Below are 21,935 nucleotides of genomic sequence, written 5' to 3' on the forward strand. Positions count from 1 at the left end.
GATGCTCAGCGATTCTGTGAGTTTTTTAAATGCCTCAAGGCTTCTGTTAACTTTACTTTGTCTTGGGGATGTAACGTTAGAAAATATGCACCGGTTCTAAACAGCCCATTTTCTTCTTGATTGCTGTAGACAACTTGTGCAGTTGCAGCGATATGAAAATCATTTTCAGGGTGACTCAATGTGATGTGTATATAGGTTTGTTCAGGGATATGTTGCTCAGCATAAAAACTAAAACCCGTTTCAGACAAATTGACTTGAGTAGGTACTGGTAACATGGTTTGTACAATAGAGTCGTAAAGTGAGCCCGTAATGAGGTTTAATTTTTGATTAAATAAGGATAATATCCGAGCAATTTGTTGATCTTTTTGATTTAATTGTTCTAATTCGTACATAAGCGCATGATCAAATTGATCTAATTCTGCAAGTAAGAGAAAATAGCGCGGTAGTACAAAATTTGAATCATAGGGATCATTCAAAGCGACATCTTTAGTGATGATCTGATAATTTATTCTTAAGGCAGCATCAATACGTGACATGACGCGTCTTTCAATATTGCCACTTTGATGCTGAAGATTTTCCATTAAAACACCTCGGACTAGATGGTATGTTTAAACCGATCTCGCTGTATATAGGGTTGAGATACACTCGCGCACGGCGAAGTAATCACTTTATTTCTTTTATTGCTTTAGTTTCCATGATCGGTCTGACTTTGGGCGTCGCTGTTCTCATTACTGTGTTATCTGTAATGAACGGTTTCGATCGTGAATTAAAAAACCGTGTCTTGGGAATGGTACCTCAAGCGACTGTTTCCTCTACACAAATTCTAACAGACTGGCCTGAGCTTGCAAAGAAAATAGACCAACATGAACATGTGACGGGTGTTGCACCTTTTACACAGTTGCAGGGGATGTTAACAGCCCAAGGACAGGTTGCAGGGATAATGGTCACGGGTATTGAGCCTGACTATGAAAAAAATGTATCTATTATTCAAAATCATATGGTTCAAGGCGACATCAACTCATTAAAGAAAGGTGAGTTCGGGATTGTTTTGGGCAAGCAGATGACGGATGCTTTAGGTTTAAGTCTCAATGACAATGTAACATTGGTATTACCTGAAGCGACACCATCACCCGCTGGCGTTGTTCCAAGATTTAAACGTTTTAAAATTGTCGGTATTTTTAGTATTGGTGCGGAAGTGGACTCGATGATGGGTTACATCGCGCTAAATGATGCTTCGACATTGTTGAGACTGCCGGATGGTGCACAAGGTATCCGTATGAAGCTAGATGATATCTTCAAAGCACCACAAGTCGCTGAAGAAGTTGTTATGGATTTACGAGGCAATTTCTATCCATCAAATTGGACTTATACGCACGGCAATCTCTTTAGTGCCATTCAGATGGAAAAAGCAATGGTTAGCCTTTTACTTTTCCTCATTGTCTTGGTTGCAGCATTTAATATTGTATCTTCATTGGTGATGGTGGTTACTGATAAAAAATCTGACATTGCTATTTTAAGAACCTTAGGTGCTTCACCAGCAACGATCACTAAGATTTTTATGGTACAGGGTACGGTGATTGGTGTTGTAGGAACACTGGCAGGAGCAGCACTAGGTATCATCTTTGCAACGAGCATTAGTGGATTTATTGGCTGGTTGAACACTGCTTTTGGACTAAATTTGTTCGATGCATATTTCATTAACTATTTACCATCGTATCTACGTTGGCAAGATGTGGTGGTGATTGTTAGCTTATCACTAGCGCTAAGTTTCCTTGCAACAATTTATCCAGCGCTGCGTGCTGCCAAAGTTCAACCAGCAGAGGCTTTACGCTATGAGTAATATTGTCTTAGAAGCCAAAAATATTCATAAACATTTTACAGATGGTAAATCAACTGTTGAAGTGATTAAGGGATTGGATTTAGTTGTTGAGCAAGGACAATTTGTTTCAATTGTTGGATCAAGTGGTTCGGGTAAGAGTACGCTGTTACATGTATTAGGGGGGCTTGATCGTCCGTCCGAAGGTGTAGTGATGCTTAATGGGCAGCGTTTTGACACTTTAGGCGAAGCTGAACGCGGTTTCCTACGTAATGAACACCTCGGATTTGTGTATCAATTTCACCATTTACTTCCTGAGTTTACGGCTTTAGAAAATGTATCAATGCCGCTGATGTTACGTAAAGATGCAAATTTTAAAGAAGTAAAAGAACGTGCAGAATATTTGTTGAATAAAGTGGGTTTATCACATCGTTTAACGCATAAACCAGGTGAGTTATCTGGCGGTGAGCGACAACGCGTTGCGCTTGCACGGGCTTTAGTGGCTCAACCTAAATTGATGATGGCAGATGAGCCTACTGGAAATTTAGATCGTAAAACTGCCGTCACAATTTTTGAATTGCTTTCCGATCTGCGTAAAGAATTTAATATGGCAATGCTCATCGTGACCCATGATGAACAGCTCGCACAAACTGCTGATAAGATTTTGCATATGCAAGATGGATTGTGGGTATAGCCTAAAAATCCGATTAACAGTCTTGTTAAAGCCCACTTAGGTGGGCTTTAATCTATTTAAGAAAAATAAACATAAAAGTTAGATGTTCTTAATATTTATTCTCATCTTTTGGATCATTGGTGTTGCTACGATCAGCTTTCAGGGTGAAGTTGAATATTCAACTCTCTTGCTGGGTATGGCAAGTATCATTTTGATCATGGGTTACTTTGTACGATTAATGAGGCAACCTGATCGATTCATTTATCCTCACACCTCAAGTATTGTCCATTCATCATCAAGAATGCTTGTGCTAACGGGAATTTGTCTGATCACATTTGTTTTGGGGCATCAACATGCAAAAACAGCCTTACACGATCGTTTAGAGAAACGTGTTCAATATATTGAAGAAAAAGAAATAGTTGTCTATATCAATAAAATTAATCAGCTGAAAATGGATCAGGAAGGTCGATCAATACAGCAGCGTGCGCAGGTGATCGACAAGAAGCAAGGACAATCTCAAACGCTATTATTATATTTGCGAGAGTCAAAACTTGATACGACATTAGAACTTGGGCGCTATTATAAAGTTACGGGAAAATTAAGACCCGCACATAGTTATGCAGTAGATGGGGTCTTTGATCAAGAGAAATGGTTGTTGCAGCAAAATATAGCTGGAACAATGCGTGTAGATTGGATCGTACCTGTAAGTGAAGCGGTGTTATATTCTGAAGGTTATTTATCTTCAACCGATGCGCATCGGAGCCTTATCGCACGATTGAGCCTGAGCATTGAAAAAGCACGTTTAGCTTTTAGGGATGATATCGAACAGGGAGTATTCAGGAATAAGGGTTTGCTAGTCGCGTTACTCACAGGTGATAAGAGTCTACTGACGGAGCAACAAGAAGAATTATTTAAAAAACTAGGCATTACGCATTTATTGGCTATTTCAGGTCCACATGTTCTAATTTTTGCTGGCTTATTATCGTGGTTAATGGGGTATCTTGTATCAATTTTTCGTCCTCATATTTTTCTAAAAGTTCCCAAAACATATTTACTTTTAATCCCTTTCGTATGTGGGGTAATTATTTATAGTTTTTTTTCAGGGCTCGAAATTCCTGCATTAAGAACTACATTGTCAGTTTGTCTAATTAGTATCGCTATTTTATTTAAATTTAAGATTAAGCCTTTTGTACTATTACTTATCAGTGCAAGCTTAATGCTCTATTTAGACCCTTTTAGTATTTTATCTGCTGCATTTTGGCTTTCGTACGGCGCATGTTTGATTTTGATTCGTGTATACCAAACGATCGTTCATGAACAGCAAAACACTGCTTTAATCAATAAGCATCGTTTTATAGATAAAGCAAAATTGTATCTTAAAATACTTTTGCAATCCCAATGGAAAATATTTATTGCACTGATACCACTCACTCTACTGATATTTCAACAGATTTCTTTATTTGCGCCATTTGCTAATTTAGTTGCTGTTCCAATGATTGGTACCTTGATCGTGCCATTGGAAGTACTGGGCTATTGTCTCAGCTTTATTCCTTTTGTTGGTCAATTTTTATTTCATCTGGCTGATGTATTGATATCGGTTCTTTTGGTGCTACTGACTAAGCTGGGAGCAATATTAGACAATCTATTGAAATGGGTAGCGTTAACGAAAGCACAAATGTTTTTGCTCGCTTTGGCAGTATTCATGTTCTTTATGCCAAAGAATGTAATCCCTCGATTATGGATACCCGTATTAGGTGTGGCATTGCTGATGCCTAAACGTGATGATGGATACGATATCATTGAAATTTTGGACATAGGGCAGGGGCAGTCCATACTCTTACAGTCATCAGGGAAAACTGCTTTAGTTGATACAGGCGGGAGCTTTGATGAGAATACATTTAGTATCGGAGAAAATGTAGTTGTCCCTTTCTTAATTCAACGTGGCATATCAAAATTAGATCAAGTTTTTATCAGTCATCTTGATCAAGATCATGCTGGAGCATACCGCACTATTGGAAAACATATACAAATTGATCAAGTTATCTCAAATGAAAAAGATGATAGGTTTCAGTATGTTGAATTTGATTATTGTCGACAGCATCAACAGGTACAATTGGGTAAGATCAATATACAATTTCTCTCACCAGCTGAATCACAATTAAATTTTGTCAGTCAAAATCGTAATGAGCTTTCGTGCGTAATGTATCTGACATTACCCTATGCTAACGATTTTAAGCATATTCTGATTATGGGGGATGCAGGGTGGGAGACAGAGTATCGTATTTTAAAGCAGTATCCTGAACTTAGAGTAGATATTTTAATCTTAGGACACCATGGCAGTCGACATAGTTCATCTTACGACTTTTTAAAAAATACCAAACCTAAAATTGCCATTGCATCGGCTGGTTTTGATAACCGCTATAATCATCCACATCCTGTTGTCAAAGAGCGTTTAAAAGCGCTTAATATTCCGCTACTCGATACCCAATCGAAGGGCAGCATTCGAATGACCTTCGATAAAAACAGAGATGTACAATTTCGATATCATCGAGATCAAAAAGCGTGGTTAACTCGGAATATCCCCATAGATTAACTTACTTTTCTGACTTGCTCTATTTTTACTCTGGCTTGTTCTGCAGGGATACGATAAATGTTATGTAGATCAGGATTTGCACGGAAACGTTTATAGCTCCAATGAGCATGTTCAGGATAACGATGAATCAGGCTTTCTATTGCACGGTGAATTACTAACGTTCCGTCAGCGGGAGTGCCTTCATAAATCGAAGCATCCATTGGTTCAATAAATACATCAAAATCTTCAGTTTCATTGCGAATTGCATAGACCAAAAGGCCTTTGGCTTTAGTTTTTTGGATGAGTTTGGCACTTAAATTACTGGACTCGAGTGGTATGCCGAAATAATCGATCATTTCACCACCGTGTTTAGGATTGTGATCTGGAAGAATCACAGTTGTCCCCCCTAATTTAAGGGCTTTAAAAATTTGTCTTATACCACTCTCATCTGTAGGGACTAAAGTTGCTTGTTCTCGACTACGAGCCTGGCGCACAAATTGATCTGCTTCTTCATTCTTGATGGGTTTATACATGATGGTCATCTTAGTATATTGTGCGAACCACGCATTCATGACTTCCCATGTACCAAAATGTGGTGCGAGTAAAATAATACCTTTCTTTTCAGCCATTGCTTCATGAAAATATTCAGCACCAGTGACATTGCGTATTCGTGAAATATTGGTTTCGTTTGAGCTTCCCCAAATACTAAAAAATTCCATATAAGATTGAAGTTCGTTTCTTACCGCTGCACGAGTCACTAAATGTTTTTCTTCATCAGAAAGATGCGGTAAGCAAATGTCGATATTGAGGCGGATGGTATTCGTAGTTTTTGTAATTTTTAGCGTATTAATCAGCCCTGCAAGCATTTTTGCAAAAAAACGAGAAAAACGAATCGGACGGCGACTGAAGAAATTTAACAGGCGGGTTGTGGTCGATGTTTTGGTTTCAGGCATTAGATTCAAAATTTGGTAAGTTCATAGAATATTGTGATTTGGGTTTATTATATGTTAAATCTTGACTTATAAATAGTTTGACCTCATTCCTTGTATATAATGTCAGCTTAAATTTAATTTGGATGGTATGTATGTCCGCTTGGCCGCCTGAACCACAAAATGAAAATCAAAAACCAAATAACCAACCGAACGGAAAAGAATGGCAAATTTTAGAAAAAGCTGTTCTCGCATCTGTAGAAGAACAGAGACGTGCAAGACGTTGGGGAATCTTTTTTAAATTTCTTACTTTCGCATATCTGTTGTTTATAGTTTTGGTCATGGGGAAAAGTTGTTCAACGACTTCCACTGATAGTGCGGTGTCATCACAGCATATTGCTACAGTCGATATTGTAGGAACGATTGCTGCAGACCAGCAAAGTGTGAATAGTGCAGATACGATCAAAGGTTTGAAAAAAGCATTTGAAAGCAAGCAATCGCAAGCTGTTGTTTTAAATATTAACTCTCCGGGTGGATCTCCAGTTCAGTCTGATGAAATTTGGCAAGAGATCCAATATTTAAAGTCGGTTTATAAAGATAAAAAACTTTATGCATTAATTGGTGACACAGGTGCTTCAGGTGCTTATTACATAGCGTCTGCAGCGGATGAAATTATTGTTAATCCATCAAGTTTAGTCGGCTCAATTGGCGTCATTATGCCAAACTATGGAGTGAGTGGTTTGATGCAAAAACTTGGCGTTGAAGATCGCACCATGACTTCAGGTGAGAACAAAGCATTATTGTCGATGACACAACCAGTTGATCCTGCACAACGTGCACACGTACAAGGTGTATTGGATAATGTTCATCAACATTTTATTGATGCAGTCAAAAAAGGTCGTGGCAATAAATTGAAATCGCAAGACCCTGCTATATTTTCAGGTTTGTTTTGGACTGGTGAGCAGGCTGTGAAGCTCGGTATTGCAGATCGGATTGGCAGTATTCACACACTGAAACGCGAATTAAAAGTCGAAAAAACGGTAGATTATACTATTCAACGTAGCCCCTTTGATTCTGTGCTTGGACGACTTGGAAGTGAAATTGGTCAAGGTTTTGCTTCTTCAATTTCCAAGCAGATTCAATCTGAGCAGGTGAATCGAATCCAATGAAACCATTGATCCATTTTGCTCATGCCAACGGGGTTCCATCGAAAGTTTATCAAAAATTTTTTGATGCTTTGTCTGATCAATTCGATGTGATTTATACGACCAATCTTGGTGTTGATCAACGTTATCCTGTAGATCAACACTGGGAAAGTATGACACAGCAAGTGATTGATAATATTGTTCAGAAATCCCATGGTCGTAAAGTGATTGGTATCGGGCACTCCTTAGGAGGAGTTTTGACGTTCAAAGCTGCGTTGAAATGCCCAGAACTTTTTAGTCAAACTATTCTTCTCGATCCACCTCTTATTATGGGGCTAGAATCATTTGCTATGCATATTGCAAAGTCTTTGAAGTTAAAAGCAGTGGATCAAATGTCGCCAGCGGCATTGTCTAAACGTCGACGTGATCATTGGGATAGTCGAGAGCAAGCTGCAACATTACTTCGACCCAAAGCATTATATGCAGCATTTGATGAGCAATGTTTTAATGACTATATTCTATTTGCATTAGTTGAAGATCCAACGCGTGGCGGCGTTGAATTGGCGATTCCAAAATCTATTGAAGTGGATATTTTTAGAACCAATCCTTCATTATGGTGGCTGCCTCAACCTAAGCTTAAAGTTCCAAGTCAATTAATTGTTGCTTCTGAAGGTCCATTCTTAGCACGTAAATTCCCTCATAAAGTGAGGAAAAAGTTTGGTGTGCCTTTTAGTATTTTTGAAGGTGGACACATGTTCCCACTTGAACATCCTGAGCAATTGGCTGCGCATTTAAAAACTATTTTGACGCCACTAAAAAACGCAGCCTAAGCTGCGTTTTTTAAATCAAATATGACAGAACTGTATTGGATCTTTCAAAATTTGATTTTTATAGTGCACGCCTTCGGATGTGACTTGAATGGTTTGATTACAAATCCATTCTACAACTTGAGGATAAATTAAATGTTCAAGTTGATGTACACGATCAGCTAAAGATGCAACATTATCATGGTGCGACACTTTGAGTACGCCTTGAGCAAGTGCTTGACCTGCATCTAGTTCTGCAGTGACATAATGTACTGTACATCCATGCCATAAATCACCAGTATTTAATACACGTTGATGTGTATGCATTCCTTTGTAATTTGGCAGTAGAGAAGGGTGGATATTGATCATTTTACCCTCCCATGCTTTAACGAACTTAGCACTTAAAATACGCATAAAGCCCGCTAAAACTACAAGATCAGCTTCCCAGTCGAGCAGTTGCTGATGCATAACATCATCAAACGTTTCACGGTCTGGGAAGTTTTTGTGTTCAATCACTGCAGTTGCAATGTTGGCATGAGTAGCACGCTCAAGTGCGTAAGCATCAGGTTTATTCGAGATCACACCGACAATTTGACCTGAAAGGTTTGCATCAATTAATGCTTGTAGGTTTGATCCGTTACCAGATACTAAAACAGCAATTTTAATCATGTTTTAACAATAAACTGATTAAGCGAAGATCACACGAATTTTTTCGTCTGCACCTTCGACAGATTCAGCATTGTCAACAATGTGGCCCATTGTCCATGCTTTTTCACCGAGTTGATTTAAGAATTCAACTGTTTTATCAGCTTCAGCAGCATCAACAACTAGAACCATACCTACGCCACAGTTGAATGTGCGGTACATTTCAAATTGTTCTACACCACCTTCACGTTGAAGAAGTTTGAACAGCTCAGGCCATTCCCAAGAAGATTCGTTTACTACAGCTTGGGCACCATTTGGTAATACGCGAGGTAAGTTACCTGGTAAACCGCCACCTGTGATGTGTGCCATCGCGTGAACATCAACCTGTTTGAGAAGCTCTAAAATAGGTTTAACGTAGATACGAGTTGGCTCCATTGCAACATCAGCAAGTGGACGACCATCAACAATTTGAGTTAAATCAACATTTTTTACATCTAAAATTTTACGAAGAAGAGAGTAGCCGTTAGAGTGTGCGCCGCTTGAAGCAACACCAACTAATACATCACCAGCTTTAACTTTAGAGCCATCAATAATTTTACTATGTTCTACAACACCTACACAGAAACCAGCTAAATCGTAATCTTCACCTTCATACATGCCTGGCATTTCAGCAGTTTCACCACCGACCAACGCACATCCAGCAAGCTCACAACCTTTACCAATACCTGTCACTACATTTGCTGCAACATCAACATTAAGGTGACCAGTTGCGTAGTAATCAAGGAAGAAGAGTGGTTCAGCACCACAGACAAGTAAGTCGTTCACACACATTGCAACCAAATCCTGACCGATTGTGTCATGACGGTTTAAATTCAATGCTAAACGTAATTTTGTACCAACACCGTCTGTGCCAGATACGAGAACAGGTTCTTCATAACCTTTAGGAATTTTACAAAGTGCACCGAAGCCACCAAGACCGCCCATTACTTCAGGACGAGTCGTGCGTTTAGCGACTGATTTGATACGATCGACTAACGCGTCGCCCGCCTCAATGTCGACACCTGCATCTTTGTAGCTTAAACCAGTGTTTGGGGTAGAAGTTGAGTTGCTCATATTGAAGTCTCCGCATTCGCGCGGGGATTATAACCTGAATATACGAAACTCTTATGTTATTTATGCACTAAAATGTTATCTTTACTAAAATATTTTCCTTTACATAACGAATAATCTTAAAAAAGGCGAGTTTCTATGGTAGATCGTACCCTACGCCGTGTTTTTATCCTTGCAGGGATAGCTTTATTTCTCTGGATTTTATACTTATTAAAACCGGTCGTAATCCCATTTATTGGTGCATTTTTAATAGCTTATCTTTTCAGTCCATTGGTTGATCGATTGCATAAGATAGGTTTACCTCGTTGGTTGTCTATCAGTTTGGTATTTATTGGTATTGGTGTCGTGATCACATGGGCAATGTGGTATTTGGTTCCATTAATTTGGGAACAGCTGATGTATGCTAAATCCAGTATCCCGAAAGTAGTTCATTGGGTAAATTATAGCTTCTTACCGTGGTTATCAGATACTTTCAATATAGTGCCACTAGAATTAGATGTAGATCAGATTTCAGCAGCTGTTATGGAGTATGTTCAAACCAATTATAGTGCTGACAGTATCCAAGCGATGGCACTCAAATTGGCACAATCTGGTCTGAATTTTATTCAAATTGGTGGGACAATTGTACTGATTCCAATTATTGCATTTTACTTCCTCTTAGATTGGGATCGAATGCTGAATAGTTTACGTCGGCTCATTCCACGCCCTTATGAAGCTTCAACGCTTGAAATCGTAGGTGAATGCCATAGCGTACTAGGCGCATTTGTAAAAGGACAATTCCTCGTGATGATCCTTTTGGGGATTGTTTATGCCGTTGGTTTACAACTGATTGGTCTGGAAGTTGGTTTGATTATTGGCATGATTGCAGGCTTGGCAAGTATCATCCCATATTTAGGATTTGCAGTAGGAATTATTGCTGCCGTGATCGCAACTTTCTTCCAATTTGGTATGGATTGGACTCAACTCCTTTTAGTTGCAGTGGTGTTCATGGTAGGGCAAGCTGTTGAAGGTTATGTGCTTCAGCCATTCTTATTGGGAGATAAAATTGGTCTTTCTCCAGTAGCGGTCGTATTCGCTGTATTGGCTGGTGCACAATTGGCTGGTTTCTTGGGTATGTTGATTGCATTACCTGTTGCAGCTGTAATCGTGGTACTGCTCCGACATGCACGTGACACTTATGAAAGGAGTACAATTTATGGTACGCCACCTGTTGCCGTAGCTGATCATGGTGGTGGTGAAATTACAATCCAAACCGATCAGGTTGATATTGAGCTTGATCTCAAACCACAATCAATCAATAATCAACAAGATATTGCAACATCTGAAAAAATCGATGTGCAGAAACAAAATAAAGAACCTTAAGGTGACCAAGCATTTATGCGGCAACTGCAACTTGATATAGAACCTCAACTTGATGCACGGATCAGTGATTTTTCCGGCCCAGGTTGGGGACCCGTCATTGATGCAGTTCGCCAACTTCATGCTGGATTAATGAATCGATTTTATCTTTATGGCGGGGCGGGCACAGGTAAGAGTCACTTATTAACTGCAATATGTGACTCATATCTAGATGTGGGGAAATCTGCAATTAAAGTATCATTGCTAGAATTGCTCGATGCTCCAATTGAGGCGATTACTTCATTGGATCGTTATGATTTGGTCGCACTAGATGATATTGAAGCGATCAGTGGTGTACCGCATTGGCAAAAAGCGGTATTTCACTTAATAAATAATAATAATGATGGTGGAGGACAACTAGTCTTTTCATCTAGATCTGCGCCAATTGAACTGAAACTTGAATTACCAGATCTTCAGTCGAGATTAACTCAAGCGGTGAGTGTTAAAGTGCCAACAGGTCAATCCTATGCTGACCGCTATGCCTTATTACATTCTGTGTTGGAGCGTAAAGGTGTGCATTTTGATCCTTTAATTATTGATTATCTGCTGACCAATGGCCCGATACAGACCAGTACCTTATTACAAACGGTTGATCAATTATCAAAGTTACTACAGGGTGAAAAAGTTAAGCTATCCAATGCAACCCTTAAGCAAATCTACGCGCTCATCGATCAGTATAGTGCTTAAATGCTTTTTTAAATGTTATTCAAAACTCAAAATGTAGACTTTATCTGAACTCGGCAATTTTTTACTTAAAAATAATTGAGAATTCTAAAAATTTGTGACAGATTAGTCAAAATGGACAAATAGCGCTACATAATTAAAGTTCGCTACTTAAAAAAATAAAGAAAAATTAAGGAGATGGTAATGCTCAGACGGGGCTTAGGTCTTGTATTGTTGTGTGCAACAGGGCATGTATTCAGTGCAGATATTGTGGTTACGACCACTGAAGATATCACCAAAAATGATGATCAATGTTCGTTGCGTGAAGCAATTGAATATATTAATCAGGGTAAACCTGAAGCAGGTCTCAATGGCTGTGGTGGTAAAGATGCCACAGATAATATTATCTTATCTACGAAAGAATATCTCCTAAACGAGCAAGTTCGCATCTCTAAACCGATGGTTTTTAGAACGCAGTATGAAACTACCATTGTCGACGATATTCCTGGTACAAAAAATGCCGTCATAACAATGAAGGGTACTGATAGAATTTTCCATATTGAGCGAATTCGTCCTAAAGCTGATGATGAAATTAGAGATGCTGCAATTGGTGTGGAATTTTACGAAATTACCTTGCAAGGTTGTACTGCATCTGTATGCAAAGACAAAGGTGGGTTAATTCTCAATTATGAACGGCTAAAATTTGATAAGAGCCATCTTATCAATGGTAAAGCGAATTTTGGCGGTGCGATTTATAATGTTGAATCATTTATTGAATCCGAAACCAGCAAAATTCGTTCCGCGCGAGTGAATTTAGTTAATTCGTTATTGGAAAACAATCAAGCACAACAAGGTGCTGTTTTGTATAGTGAATATCCTGATTTTGACATTAGTGCTTCTGTTATTAAAGGTAATAAAACAACAGATTCAGAAGGTTTCGCAATCTATAGCCATAAAGTATTGAGTGAAGATGAAACTAAGGTGACTAATCTCAATTATGCCAAAGTGACTAATTCGACAATTTTTAATAATAAGGGCTATATTATCAATGTGAAGGATGGTATTGCGCTTAATAACAATACGCTGATCTTTAATGATTTTGGCTTGGTTTTTAATGCACCGTTTAAGAAGGCATCGCTTACTAACAATATAATTGCAAAAAATGGCAATCGAGACTGCCGTGTAGAGACTGCAATCGATCAATCAAATTTAAACAATAATTTATATGGTTTTGGTTGTGAGGGCACAGCTTCAGAAAAACTGGGCGAGCGCACATTATTAGCTGGGACTGATGTAGAAGGTGAATGTGATGTTAATTCATCTGGCATTTTATGTCCGTTCAAAGTCTATTCTGGCTATGCTTTAGGATATTTCCGCCCAAGAGTGTTGCCTAGTTATCGACAATTGACAGATTCTCCGATCATTAATCGTGGACCAGATTCAAATGGTACATCATGTGAAACAGTTGATCAGCGTGGCAACGCACGTAAGGATCGTATTTTGTGTGATCGAGGCGCAATCGAACTTATTCAGTCAAGTACGTCTTCAGGCAGATTTGGCAAGGATATCTTTTACGGAGAAATTGTTAAGTTAAATATTAATGATTTTCTAGGAGATGGTGAGCTAATACCTGCTAGTCAATGTGATGCCTTAGTCGGACCTCATCCCAAAAAAGAAGAATGGCAAGCGGGCTGTATGATCATCCAACAAAATAATTCTCCAAGTAAAGGTAAAGCAGAACTACTCCAAAATGGGGAGTTTACTTATACGCCTCAAGGGAATTGGCACGGAACTGATGATTTTAAAGTTTTGGTCGTTGTATCTACACGTCAATTGAATGAGTCAATGAATCCTTATATCGAAATTCCAACTGTCATTAAACAAGACCCCAGAGATACTTATACTAGCGATAAAGTAAAAACTTCTGGTGGGGGGCTAGGTCTAATCTCCGTATTAGGTCTGATGACTTTAATCGCGATACGTAGAAAAAAATAATAAGGGAATCGTATGTTGAAAAGTAGAAAAGCTTTGTTGACCTTAGCAGTCCTTTCTGCAATGTCTTTGATGGCTGCTGAAGATACAATAATTTATGTCACTACCTTTGATGATGAAGACGGTACTAATGATGCAAAGTGTTCACTCAGAGAAGCGTTGACGGCTGCTTCGACTAATCGAGCTTATGGAGGTTGTTCTAAAGGTAATACGGATCGAGTACAAACTGACATTATTCAGCTTGAAGCTGGTACCTATAGCTTGAATGCAGAGCTTCAGCCAACTTCTTCAGTGATTATTAGGGGTAAAGAGCCTGTCGATTATTCCAAACCGAATGTCATTTCAAATAGTTATCCTGCGCAAACTAAAATTCAAACTATAATTAATGGTCAAAATACACATCGAATTTTTAATACGACCAATCTAAATCGACCGAGTTTGAGTTTAAGAAATATAGAGCTGAGAAATGGTAAATCATCTACCAACGGTGGCGCTTTGCTATTGGGAGGCGAGACTGATTTATATAATGTAAATATCACAAAGTCTTCAGCGTTAAGAGGTGGAGCGATATTTTTGAATGACAGTGATAGCTCTTTAAGTTATTCGGTCGGGTGGGTGAGTGGTAATACAGCTCAGCAAGGCGCTGTTATAGCAATGTCTTGCTTGGATAATCTTGTGTTCACACGTCGTAAGATTGATTTATCCCGTATGTCTATTACCGAAAATGGAAATACAGCTTCAAACAGTTTATTCTCATTTTGTGGTGAACCTACAGCACAATTGCAAGCAAATACAATCTCTTCCAATGTATTAAATACTACACAAGGTCAAATTTTTCAATTTAGTGATCGTTTAACAGATGGGGGTCAAATAAATTTGAGTCCCAATTCTATTTTGAAGCTCGATAGTAATACGATTATCGCCAATACCGCGCGATCTGTGCTTTGGTATGGAAATACAGGTGCAAAAGCCTTAAATCATAATGTGATAGGTTTTAATCAGGCTAAAGCCTGTATATATAGTCACGGTGATGTGAGCCAAGTTGAGTCAGCAGGTATTGAATTATTGGCAAATGCTATTCCACTGAGTAATCCATCTATAGACTGTGATCTACCAGCAAAAGCGTCAGAAAATGCACAAAAAAATAGTCTTGATGTTAGTCAATTGAGTATCAATGATCTGTTTTCAACATCGTTACCGGTTAATGATGAGAATACTAACTTTCATCCTGTCTTTTTTCCAAAGATTAATTCTAGCGGTAAAGATTTAGTTGATTTTGGTACTGATGGTTGTTCGCTGCTTGATCAACGAGGTATTAATCGAATTGGATTGGACTCGCTCAACAGTTTAGATGCGACTCCCAATACTTGCGATATTGGTGCGATAGAAACCTTAAAGTTGACTGTTTCCAATTTAAGTAAAGCAAATGAATCACTGGTTCAAATAAAGAAATCAACTGAGAATAGAATTAAAGCATTCAAAGATGCTATTGCCGATCCTGAAACCAAAGAAGAAGTGATTGATTATTATAATAAGGAGCTCACCGATCAAAAAGCATTTTTTAATGAGTTAAATAATCTTAATCAATATCGTCCAATTTTGTTCGATCCATTTAAATTGAATTTACCAGATGAATTTGTTTCTCCTGATGGTAAGGTGCGAAAAATTGAGCATCTTAATGTTGATAATTATGATGTCAAAGTTGAGGTTGTGGGAGTTGGGAAATTAGATATCGATAAAACATTCTTAGGTAAGTTTGATGATCGGTTGAAATGTGAGTGGAAACCGCAGCTTAAGCAGATAGTCATGTATAGAACAGATGGTCGCATAACACCGAGTGGAGACTCTGAATTCTGTACATATACGCTTACTTCAAAAAGTGACAGTAAAAAAACATCAAGTGCATATTTAATTGGTAATTTTATCAATATCGTGCCAACTGTTCCTGAACGTGTGGAATATACAATCAATCCAAAAAAATCGACTCAAATCAGTGTAAATTTACTGGCTGAAGCGAGTGATGCTGGTGATGGCAACAGAAATGCAATCATTCCTCCAAATAAAAAGGAGTTTTACCATAATGCTAATGGGGATGAGGTATCAATTTATTTTGCAAGAGTACCGAATCCCGTTTCAATTATCGCGGATCGGGTAGAGCCATGTGCTAATGACCGTTTTAAAAAGTGCTATGGTGGAAACATTCGAGTTCAGTTGAACAATAATTTAGATGTCTTTTCCTATGATCTTAAGTACTCAGTATTGGACGCAGACGGCGCTTCATCAGGTGAGGGAACATTAGCTGTTCTAAATACGGAAACAGGGCCTGGAAGTTCTCGTACGAGTGGAGGGGGTAGCCTAGGTGGGTTTGGGCTTTTAGGACTCATTGGTTTAAGTTGGCTTAGAATGAGAAAATCTAAACCTCATTAATAAAAAAGCCAGCATTTGCTGGCTTTTTTTGTGTTTGATTTTGTGTAATATTTTGCAAAAATTAGTATATTTTGAACAGTTTATTGCTACATTTAAAAATTGCTGATCACTTTCTTAAATTACACCAATGTCATCTTTTAATGAGCTTATACCCTTAAATCAAATTGAAGTTAATCCTTCGGATTTGCTCTCAATTAAGAGGCATGATCTTGTTCCTTTATTGACTGATTCGTCTAAACTTAATTTATATGCTGAACATATTGTGCAGGCACAAAATGCTCTATTGGTAGGTATAGACCCCACTTTGAATAAAAAATTAAGCGAAACAATTTCAGATATTATTCAAAAATTGAATCAATCCAAAAAGAAATTAAAACAAAAAAAATTTAATGCTCTCCAAAAGTGGTTAGGTCTGGATTTGGAGTTCGGTGCGGGTCAAATTTCTTATATTCGTGATTTAGATAGACTCATTCTAGATGCTGATCAGCTGTCCCAACGTATTCACATTGAAATCCAAAAGTCTAGTTCTCGATTTCAGCAAGCAGTTGGTTTAAGAGAGCAAATGGCGCGCTACATTCAAGCAGCAAGACAATTTTTAACAGAATACCCAGATTTTTCTCATCAGCGCCATCCACTTGATAACTTTGAGGAGCGAATGGCTAAAAAAATACAAACATTAGAGTCGGTACAAGCAAACAATGATATTTCTCTCATGCAAATGCAATTGACTCAACAACTTTCATTAACTCTGACGGATCGTTTTCGCGAAGCGCAGCAAGTATTAATCCCAGCTTGGCAATATCATCTTGAGCAAACTCAAATTAAAAATGGCGCAGTCGATATTGAAAAGTTAGATCAAAGTCGTGAACAATTGATTCGATCTCTAAAAAAATCATTAATTAAAGAATAAGGTGTGTTATGTCTGATTTACCAATTCAAAAGAAAAATGAATCGTTAAGCTTAATTTCTACGGAGGAAAAGTTTTCCAAGTTAGATTTAAAAGAAATTGGGTTGACGACGTCAGACCTTGTAGCAGTCGAATCAGTACACCAAGAACTAGCTGATATGAATCATGCAACGGTTGCTGAATATGGGAAAAACATTGCGACTAAAACGGCGACTTATACGGATGAACTGCTGGATTTAGTCAAAAATAAAGATTTGGATGCAACAGGTCAAAAGTTAAATGAAGTCGTTACAGTGGCTCAACAGCTCAATACAAACAGTATTTTAAGCCCTGCTAAAAGTTCAGGCTTCTTGGGCAGTATCTTAAATCGATTTAAAGGTGCGAAGCAGAGCTTTGATCAAAAGTTCAATTCCACTAAAGAACAAATAGATGCTTTAGTTAAAGAAATCGAAACCTCTCAACAAGGTTTAAAAGACCGTGTAAATACATTGGATCGTATGTTTGATGGTGTGCAGGATGAATATAAACAATTAGGGGTTTATATTGCTGCAGGGAAAATTAAACAACAAGAAGTTCAAGAGCAAATAGCTGAATTGAGTACGCTAGAACAAGATGCGCAAACCAATCAAAAAATCTACGACTTAAATCACTTAGCAAACAATTTGGAAAAAAGAGTGAGTGATTTACAGGTATTGCAACAATCTGCGATGCAAACATTACCGATGATTCGAATTATTCAATCAAATAATTCAATGTTGGTGGATAAGTTTTATGCGATAAAAAATATCACGCTTCCTGCTTGGAAAAATCAAATTAGTTTGGCGATTTCATTACAGGAACAAAAAAATAGCGTCCAATTGGCCAATACTATTGATGATGCGACGAATGAATTGCTTAAACGAAATGCAGATTTATTACACCAGAATTCAGTCGATACTGCTCGAGCAAATCAACGTTCAGTGATTGACATTGAAACACTTGAACATGTTCAAAATACCCTCATTAAAACAGTGAATGATGTTATTAGTATTCAGAAAGAAGGGATGCAAAAACGTGAAGAGGCATCAATCCGTATTAAGGCTTTGCAAGGAAATCTTCAACAACTTGTTTTGGATTCGAGTCAAAATCAGCCAAAACACTAATATCTTGAGGTTTAAATTTGAATAAAACCAATGAATATCTTGTGGCGCAGACTGAGATTCAGAAAAGATTGTCTGAATTGTACAAACGAAATCGCATACTTAATTTATGGGGATTTTTGAGTACCAGTGTATTCATCATTTCAGTCGTGTCGCTTTTTATTCATCAGGACATGATTTATGGTTTTATGGGCATGAGTGAAACTGTTCAGCAGCTTCATTTGCCACATAGTTTAAATGAAGTCTTAAACGTGTACCAACATCAGCCTGACTATTTTTTTAATTTAATATCTTGGTTAGGTTGGTTCATTCTAAAAGTATTTAGCTCAGTCATTGGTGCTTTTTTTATTGTTCATTTTTTAAAAAAAATACGTTTTTTCTATGTGCGCTTTCAATCATTTGTGCTTAAGTTTGTAGGTTGGTTAATTGCTGTCATCTTAATTTGGTCAAGTTTGACCTATGTTCAATATGACTTGAATGATGAGTCTTTAGAACAACAATATCAATTAAGTCATTATGATAAATCGATTCATGAAAGTCAGATTGCTGTCATCATGAGTGAACAACAGGTCAATCCAATTATTCAAGCCTACGTCCTTGCGCAAGTGGCTTTGATTCACAAACCTGAAGATACCAAGCTAGCAACTGCATATTTAGCTCGACTTGCGCAAGCTGAAAGAAATGAAAAACAGTTTGTCGAATATGGCTTTAATGCAGAGCAGTTATGGTCAATGCAGCAACAAGTGTATGGTCAATCTATTACTCCTTGGGCAAAAGCGATAGATCCTCGGGCAAATCAGGCACGACAAATCTCAGAAGTCGTCAAGATGATGTTCATGCTGCTCTCAGCTATCATGTTATTGGCAATGTTTATTTTCTTTGGATTAGCTCGTAGTTTTAAAAGCAGAATTCAAACGATCACTCAACGTTTGGAGATATAGTTAAAGTTTGTACTGTTACGATCATCATAAAAGAATCATTCATTTTTAAATGGATGATTTTTTAATTCAATTTTTCGATAGTCTTTATGTAAACTAACTGTTTTACCTATTTTTGTATTTCTTCTAATATAGCTTTATCAAACAAATATTACTCCTTTGGAGACGTTAGCAATGTTAGATCAAAATACTTCAGCTCAATTAAAAACGCTTTTAGAACGCCTAGAAGGTCCAATCGAATTGGTTGCGACTTTAAATGATTCAGACAAATCTGCAAAAATCAAAGAACTTGTGGAAGAAGTGGTGGCACTTTCTCCATTCGTCACAGCTCGTTTTGATGGTCAAAATAAACGTGCGCCAAGCTTTGGTATTGCAAAAGCAGGTGAAGAACCGCGTGTCTTCTTCGCAGGTTTACCAATGGGTCATGAGTTTACTTCTTTGATTTTGGCATTGCTACAAACTTCTGGTTATGCACCAAAAGTATCTGATGAAGTATTAGCATCCATCAAAGCATTAGAAATCAAATCTGACTTTGACGTATTCGTATCTTTAAGCTGTCATAACTGTCCAGATGTGGTTCAAGCACTTAACTTGATCGCAATCTACAACCCTGGCACAACAGCAACCATGATTGATGGTGCATTCTTCCAAGACGAAGTTGAAGAACGCAAAATCATGGCTGTTCCAATGGTGTTCCAAGACAACGAACATATCGGTCAAGGTCGTATGACATTGGAAGAAATTGTTGCGAAGCTCGATACTAACTCTGCAGCGAAAGATGCTGAAAAACTCAATGCCAAAGATGCATTTGACGTGCTTGTGATCGGTGGTGGTCCTGCAGGTAACACATCTGCAATCTATGCGGCTCGTAAAGGTATCCGTACAGGAATCGTTGCTGAGCGCATGGGTGGTCAGGTCATGGACACCATGGATATTGAAAACTTTACATCAGTGCAAAAGACGCAAGGTCCTAAGTTTGCGGCTGAAATGGAAGCACATGTTCGTGAATACGGTGTCGACATCATGAACCTACAACGTGTGTCTGACATCAAAGGTGCGGATGAAACTGCCAACGGTTTAGTTGAAGTGACTTTAGAGAATGGTGCAAAACTTGAATCGAAAACAGTGATCCTGTCTACAGGTGCACGTTGGAGAGAAATGAATGTACCAGGTGAGCAAGAATACAAAACACGTGGTGTTGCGTACTGCCCACATTGTGATGGTCCATTGTTCAAAGGCAAACGTGTGGCTGTGATCGGTGGTGGTAACTCTGGTGTTGAAGCGGCAATTGACTTGGCTGGTATTGTTGAACATGTCACTTTAGTTGAGTTTGATACTAAACTGCGTGCTGACCAAGTATTACAAGACAAACTTAACAGCTTACCTAACACGACTGTCATCAAAAATGCGTTATCTACGGAAGTGGTCGGTGATGGCAAACAAGTGACTGCACTGAAATACAAAGACCGTGCGACGGATGAAGAACACACTGTCGAATTGGCGGGGATCTTCGTACAAATCGGTTTGTTACCCAACACGGATTTCTTAAAAGAAACCCAAGTTGAATTAACCAACCGTGGTGAGATTGTGATTAACGATCGCAACGAAACCAATGTAAAAGGTGTATTCGCTGCGGGTGACTGTACAACAGTACCTTATAAACAAATCATCATTGCCACTGGTGAAGGTGCGAAAGCATCACTGTCAGCGTTTGATTACATCATTCGTTCTGGACAGTAGTTCAATCATATTCTTTAAATAAGAAGTTCTTAGTTTTGTAGTTTACAGAGGTTGAAGATGCTAACACTTCAGCCTCTTTTTTTTGTAATCATTCCCTTGCTTTATATTATTTGTTAAATCAAATATATATTTTATTTGTAATTTTATTTCACAATAAATGGGTGTTTTGTGTAACAGGACCTGTTTATCGTGTCTGTTTTTTGTTTAAATATTAAGAAATTCTTTAGCCTTACTAAATTATAAAAGACAGATAATAACCATGCTTGCCAACATCTTTTCGGCATTGGAACAGCTCGGCCTAACCGCCCAAAACAGAGCCCTCCACATCCAATTCAGTCATTCACAACTGAATAGCCAAGTCTTCCTACAACGCATTGATGGCAGCCATGTCCTTAACGAAGGCGTGCAAGCAGAACTCATCTGTCTCTCGACCAATGCCTTAATTCCACTCAAACAATTCATCGGCACACAAGTTGCTGTCGATCAAGTCACCGATCAAGGCACCCTATTTAGAACCACTGGCATCATCACCGAAGCCTCACAAGGACAAAGCGATGGGGCACTGACCCTCTACAAACTCACGCTTAACGATGCAACTTCACTTTGGCACAAACGCCGTAACAGCCGCGTATTTATGAACAAATCCGTGGTCGAAGTGGTGGAAATCCTCTTTGAAGAATGGCAAAACAAAAGCCCACTCTTTGCCTCGAGCCTCAGCCTAGACCACAGTGGACTACAACAATACGACATCCGACCCTTCATCATGCAAAGCAACGAAAGCGACTACGACTTTCTGACTCGCTTACTACGCAGTGAAGGCATTAACTGGCTCATTGATGAAGCCCAACCGATTGTACCGAGCAACAACAGCCCGATCGAAGCACAAAAGCTCCGCCTGATTGACGACAACAGCCAATACCAAGCCCTTAACCGACGCAACATTCGCTACCACCGCAGTGATGCGACAGAACAATTTGATACCATCACCAGTTTTATTGGACAACGCAGCCTACAACCCACCGCAGTCCACCTACA

General features: G+C 38.5%; 18 protein-coding genes. 14 read left to right on the forward strand and 4 right to left on the reverse strand.

Annotation, left to right across the window (positions count from 1 at the left end; genetic code table 11):
* Positions 1–5: 5 nt before the first annotated feature.
* On the reverse strand, positions 6–581 hold the full coding sequence (locus AC1M9J_RS04910) for a PilZ domain-containing protein (protein WP_481951981.1): 576 nt from the start codon (positions 579–581) through the stop codon (positions 6–8).
* Positions 582–604: 23 nt separating this feature from the next.
* Here AC1M9J_RS04910 and AC1M9J_RS04915 point away from each other — a divergent pair, with 23 nt between their 5' ends.
* The 3 genes from AC1M9J_RS04915 to AC1M9J_RS04925 all read left to right on the forward strand — a co-directional run bounded on the left by AC1M9J_RS04915 (position 605) and on the right by AC1M9J_RS04925 (position 5,082).
* Positions 605–1,840 carry a lipoprotein-releasing ABC transporter permease subunit gene (locus tag AC1M9J_RS04915; protein WP_481591824.1) on the forward strand — a complete coding sequence of 412 codons (1,236 nt, stop codon included), beginning with the start codon at positions 605–607 and terminating at the stop codon, positions 1,838–1,840.
* Positions 1,833–2,510 (forward strand): lipoprotein-releasing ABC transporter ATP-binding protein LolD, encoded by a 678-nt coding sequence (gene lolD, locus AC1M9J_RS04920; protein ID WP_035266856.1) that lies wholly within the window; start codon positions 1,833–1,835, stop codon positions 2,508–2,510. Before AC1M9J_RS04915 ends, lolD begins: the two co-directional genes overlap by 8 nt.
* Before the next feature lie 82 nt (positions 2,511–2,592).
* Positions 2,593–5,082 (forward strand): DNA internalization-related competence protein ComEC/Rec2, encoded by a 2,490-nt coding sequence (locus tag AC1M9J_RS04925; protein ID WP_481951982.1) that lies wholly within the window; start codon positions 2,593–2,595, stop codon positions 5,080–5,082.
* Here the strand turns inward: AC1M9J_RS04925 and AC1M9J_RS04930 are convergent.
* Positions 5,079–6,014 (reverse strand): lysophospholipid acyltransferase family protein, encoded by a 936-nt coding sequence (locus AC1M9J_RS04930; RefSeq protein ID WP_481608706.1) that lies wholly within the window; start codon positions 6,012–6,014, stop codon positions 5,079–5,081. The genes AC1M9J_RS04925 and AC1M9J_RS04930 overlap by 4 nt on opposite strands.
* A gap of 131 nt (positions 6,015–6,145) precedes the next feature.
* Here AC1M9J_RS04930 and sppA point away from each other — a divergent pair, with 131 nt between their 5' ends.
* Both sppA and AC1M9J_RS04940 read left to right on the forward strand, forming a co-directional pair.
* Complete coding sequence (sppA, locus tag AC1M9J_RS04935; protein ID WP_035266860.1) at positions 6,146–7,159, forward strand: signal peptide peptidase SppA; 1,014 nt, start codon at positions 6,146–6,148, stop codon at positions 7,157–7,159.
* A complete protein-coding gene (locus AC1M9J_RS04940) occupies positions 7,156–7,965 on the forward strand; it encodes an alpha/beta fold hydrolase (RefSeq protein ID WP_481613958.1) in 810 nt (269 codons plus the stop codon). The genes sppA and AC1M9J_RS04940 overlap by 4 nt, the downstream gene beginning before the upstream one ends.
* A gap of 15 nt (positions 7,966–7,980) precedes the next feature.
* Here the strand turns inward: AC1M9J_RS04940 and purN are convergent, their stop codons facing one another.
* Entirely contained in the window at positions 7,981–8,610 is a 630-nt protein-coding gene (gene purN / locus AC1M9J_RS04945) for a phosphoribosylglycinamide formyltransferase (RefSeq protein ID WP_092766790.1), read from the reverse strand.
* Positions 8,611–8,628: 18 nt separating this feature from the next.
* Entirely contained in the window at positions 8,629–9,699 is a 1,071-nt protein-coding gene (purM, locus tag AC1M9J_RS04950) for a phosphoribosylformylglycinamidine cyclo-ligase (RefSeq protein ID WP_481951983.1), read from the reverse strand.
* 135 nt (positions 9,700–9,834) lie between these two features.
* On the opposite strand from purM, the gene cxpE reads away from it, so the two are divergent.
* The 9 genes from cxpE to AC1M9J_RS04995 form a co-directional block, all read left to right on the forward strand.
* Positions 9,835–11,058 carry a chloramphenicol efflux transporter CxpE gene (gene cxpE / locus AC1M9J_RS04955; RefSeq protein ID WP_481951984.1) on the forward strand — a complete coding sequence of 408 codons (1,224 nt, stop codon included), beginning with the start codon at positions 9,835–9,837 and terminating at the stop codon, positions 11,056–11,058.
* Between the two features lie 15 nt (positions 11,059–11,073).
* The gene (gene hda / locus AC1M9J_RS04960) at positions 11,074–11,781 is read left to right on the forward strand and encodes a DnaA regulatory inactivator Hda (protein ID WP_092766787.1); all 708 of its coding nucleotides are present in this window, start codon (positions 11,074–11,076) and stop codon (positions 11,779–11,781) included.
* A gap of 180 nt (positions 11,782–11,961) precedes the next feature.
* Entirely contained in the window at positions 11,962–13,752 is a 1,791-nt protein-coding gene (rbtA, locus tag AC1M9J_RS04965) for a rhombotarget A (protein WP_481951985.1), read from the forward strand.
* 12 nt (positions 13,753–13,764) lie between these two features.
* A complete protein-coding gene (locus AC1M9J_RS04970; protein WP_481951986.1) occupies positions 13,765–16,176 on the forward strand; it encodes a CSLREA domain-containing protein in 2,412 nt (803 codons plus the stop codon).
* Positions 16,177–16,303: 127 nt separating this feature from the next.
* Positions 16,304–17,086, forward strand: a complete 783-nt coding sequence (locus AC1M9J_RS04975) for a tellurium resistance protein (RefSeq protein WP_481951987.1) — start codon at positions 16,304–16,306, stop codon at positions 17,084–17,086.
* 8 nt (positions 17,087–17,094) lie between these two features.
* Complete coding sequence (locus AC1M9J_RS04980) at positions 17,095–18,225, forward strand: toxic anion resistance protein (RefSeq protein WP_481951988.1); 1,131 nt, start codon at positions 17,095–17,097, stop codon at positions 18,223–18,225.
* A 17-nt stretch (positions 18,226–18,242) separates the two neighbouring features.
* Positions 18,243–19,163, forward strand: coding sequence for a hypothetical protein (locus tag AC1M9J_RS04985; protein WP_481951989.1), 921 nt, complete (start codon positions 18,243–18,245; stop codon positions 19,161–19,163).
* Between the two features lie 171 nt (positions 19,164–19,334).
* Positions 19,335–20,900 carry an alkyl hydroperoxide reductase subunit F gene (gene ahpF / locus AC1M9J_RS04990; RefSeq protein WP_481951990.1) on the forward strand — a complete coding sequence of 522 codons (1,566 nt, stop codon included), beginning with the start codon at positions 19,335–19,337 and terminating at the stop codon, positions 20,898–20,900.
* Between the two features lie 259 nt (positions 20,901–21,159).
* On the forward strand, positions 21,160–21,935 hold a 776-nt coding region (locus AC1M9J_RS04995; protein WP_481951991.1), incomplete at its 3' end, for a phage late control D family protein.

It is taken from the genome of Acinetobacter sp. ANC_7588 (genome assembly GCF_056783995.1).

Excerpts from the sequence above, each read along its gene's own strand:
- rbtA (WP_481951985.1), top strand. The coding sequence starts at position 11,962 with ATGCTCAGACGGGGCTTAGGTCTTGTATTGTTGTGTGCAACAGGGCAT.
- AC1M9J_RS04915 (WP_481591824.1), top strand. The coding sequence starts at position 605 with ATGTTTAAACCGATCTCGCTGTATATAGGGTTGAGATACACTCGCGCA.
- hda (WP_092766787.1), top strand. The coding sequence starts at position 11,074 with ATGCGGCAACTGCAACTTGATATAGAACCTCAACTTGATGCACGGATC.
- ahpF (WP_481951990.1), top strand. The coding sequence starts at position 19,335 with ATGTTAGATCAAAATACTTCAGCTCAATTAAAAACGCTTTTAGAACGC.
- cxpE (WP_481951984.1), top strand. The coding sequence starts at position 9,835 with ATGGTAGATCGTACCCTACGCCGTGTTTTTATCCTTGCAGGGATAGCT.
- AC1M9J_RS04980 (WP_481951988.1), top strand. The coding sequence starts at position 17,095 with ATGTCTGATTTACCAATTCAAAAGAAAAATGAATCGTTAAGCTTAATT.
- AC1M9J_RS04940 (WP_481613958.1), top strand. The coding sequence starts at position 7,156 with ATGAAACCATTGATCCATTTTGCTCATGCCAACGGGGTTCCATCGAAA.
- purM (WP_481951983.1), bottom strand. The coding sequence starts at position 9,699 with ATGAGCAACTCAACTTCTACCCCAAACACTGGTTTAAGCTACAAAGAT.
- AC1M9J_RS04975 (WP_481951987.1), top strand. The coding sequence starts at position 16,304 with ATGTCATCTTTTAATGAGCTTATACCCTTAAATCAAATTGAAGTTAAT.
- AC1M9J_RS04925 (WP_481951982.1), top strand. The coding sequence starts at position 2,593 with ATGTTCTTAATATTTATTCTCATCTTTTGGATCATTGGTGTTGCTACG.
- sppA (WP_035266860.1), top strand. The coding sequence starts at position 6,146 with ATGTCCGCTTGGCCGCCTGAACCACAAAATGAAAATCAAAAACCAAAT.
- AC1M9J_RS04930 (WP_481608706.1), bottom strand. The coding sequence starts at position 6,014 with ATGCCTGAAACCAAAACATCGACCACAACCCGCCTGTTAAATTTCTTC.
- purN (WP_092766790.1), bottom strand. The coding sequence starts at position 8,610 with ATGATTAAAATTGCTGTTTTAGTATCTGGTAACGGATCAAACCTACAA.
- AC1M9J_RS04910 (WP_481951981.1), bottom strand. The coding sequence starts at position 581 with ATGGAAAATCTTCAGCATCAAAGTGGCAATATTGAAAGACGCGTCATG.
- lolD (WP_035266856.1), top strand. The coding sequence starts at position 1,833 with ATGAGTAATATTGTCTTAGAAGCCAAAAATATTCATAAACATTTTACA.
- AC1M9J_RS04970 (WP_481951986.1), top strand. The coding sequence starts at position 13,765 with ATGTTGAAAAGTAGAAAAGCTTTGTTGACCTTAGCAGTCCTTTCTGCA.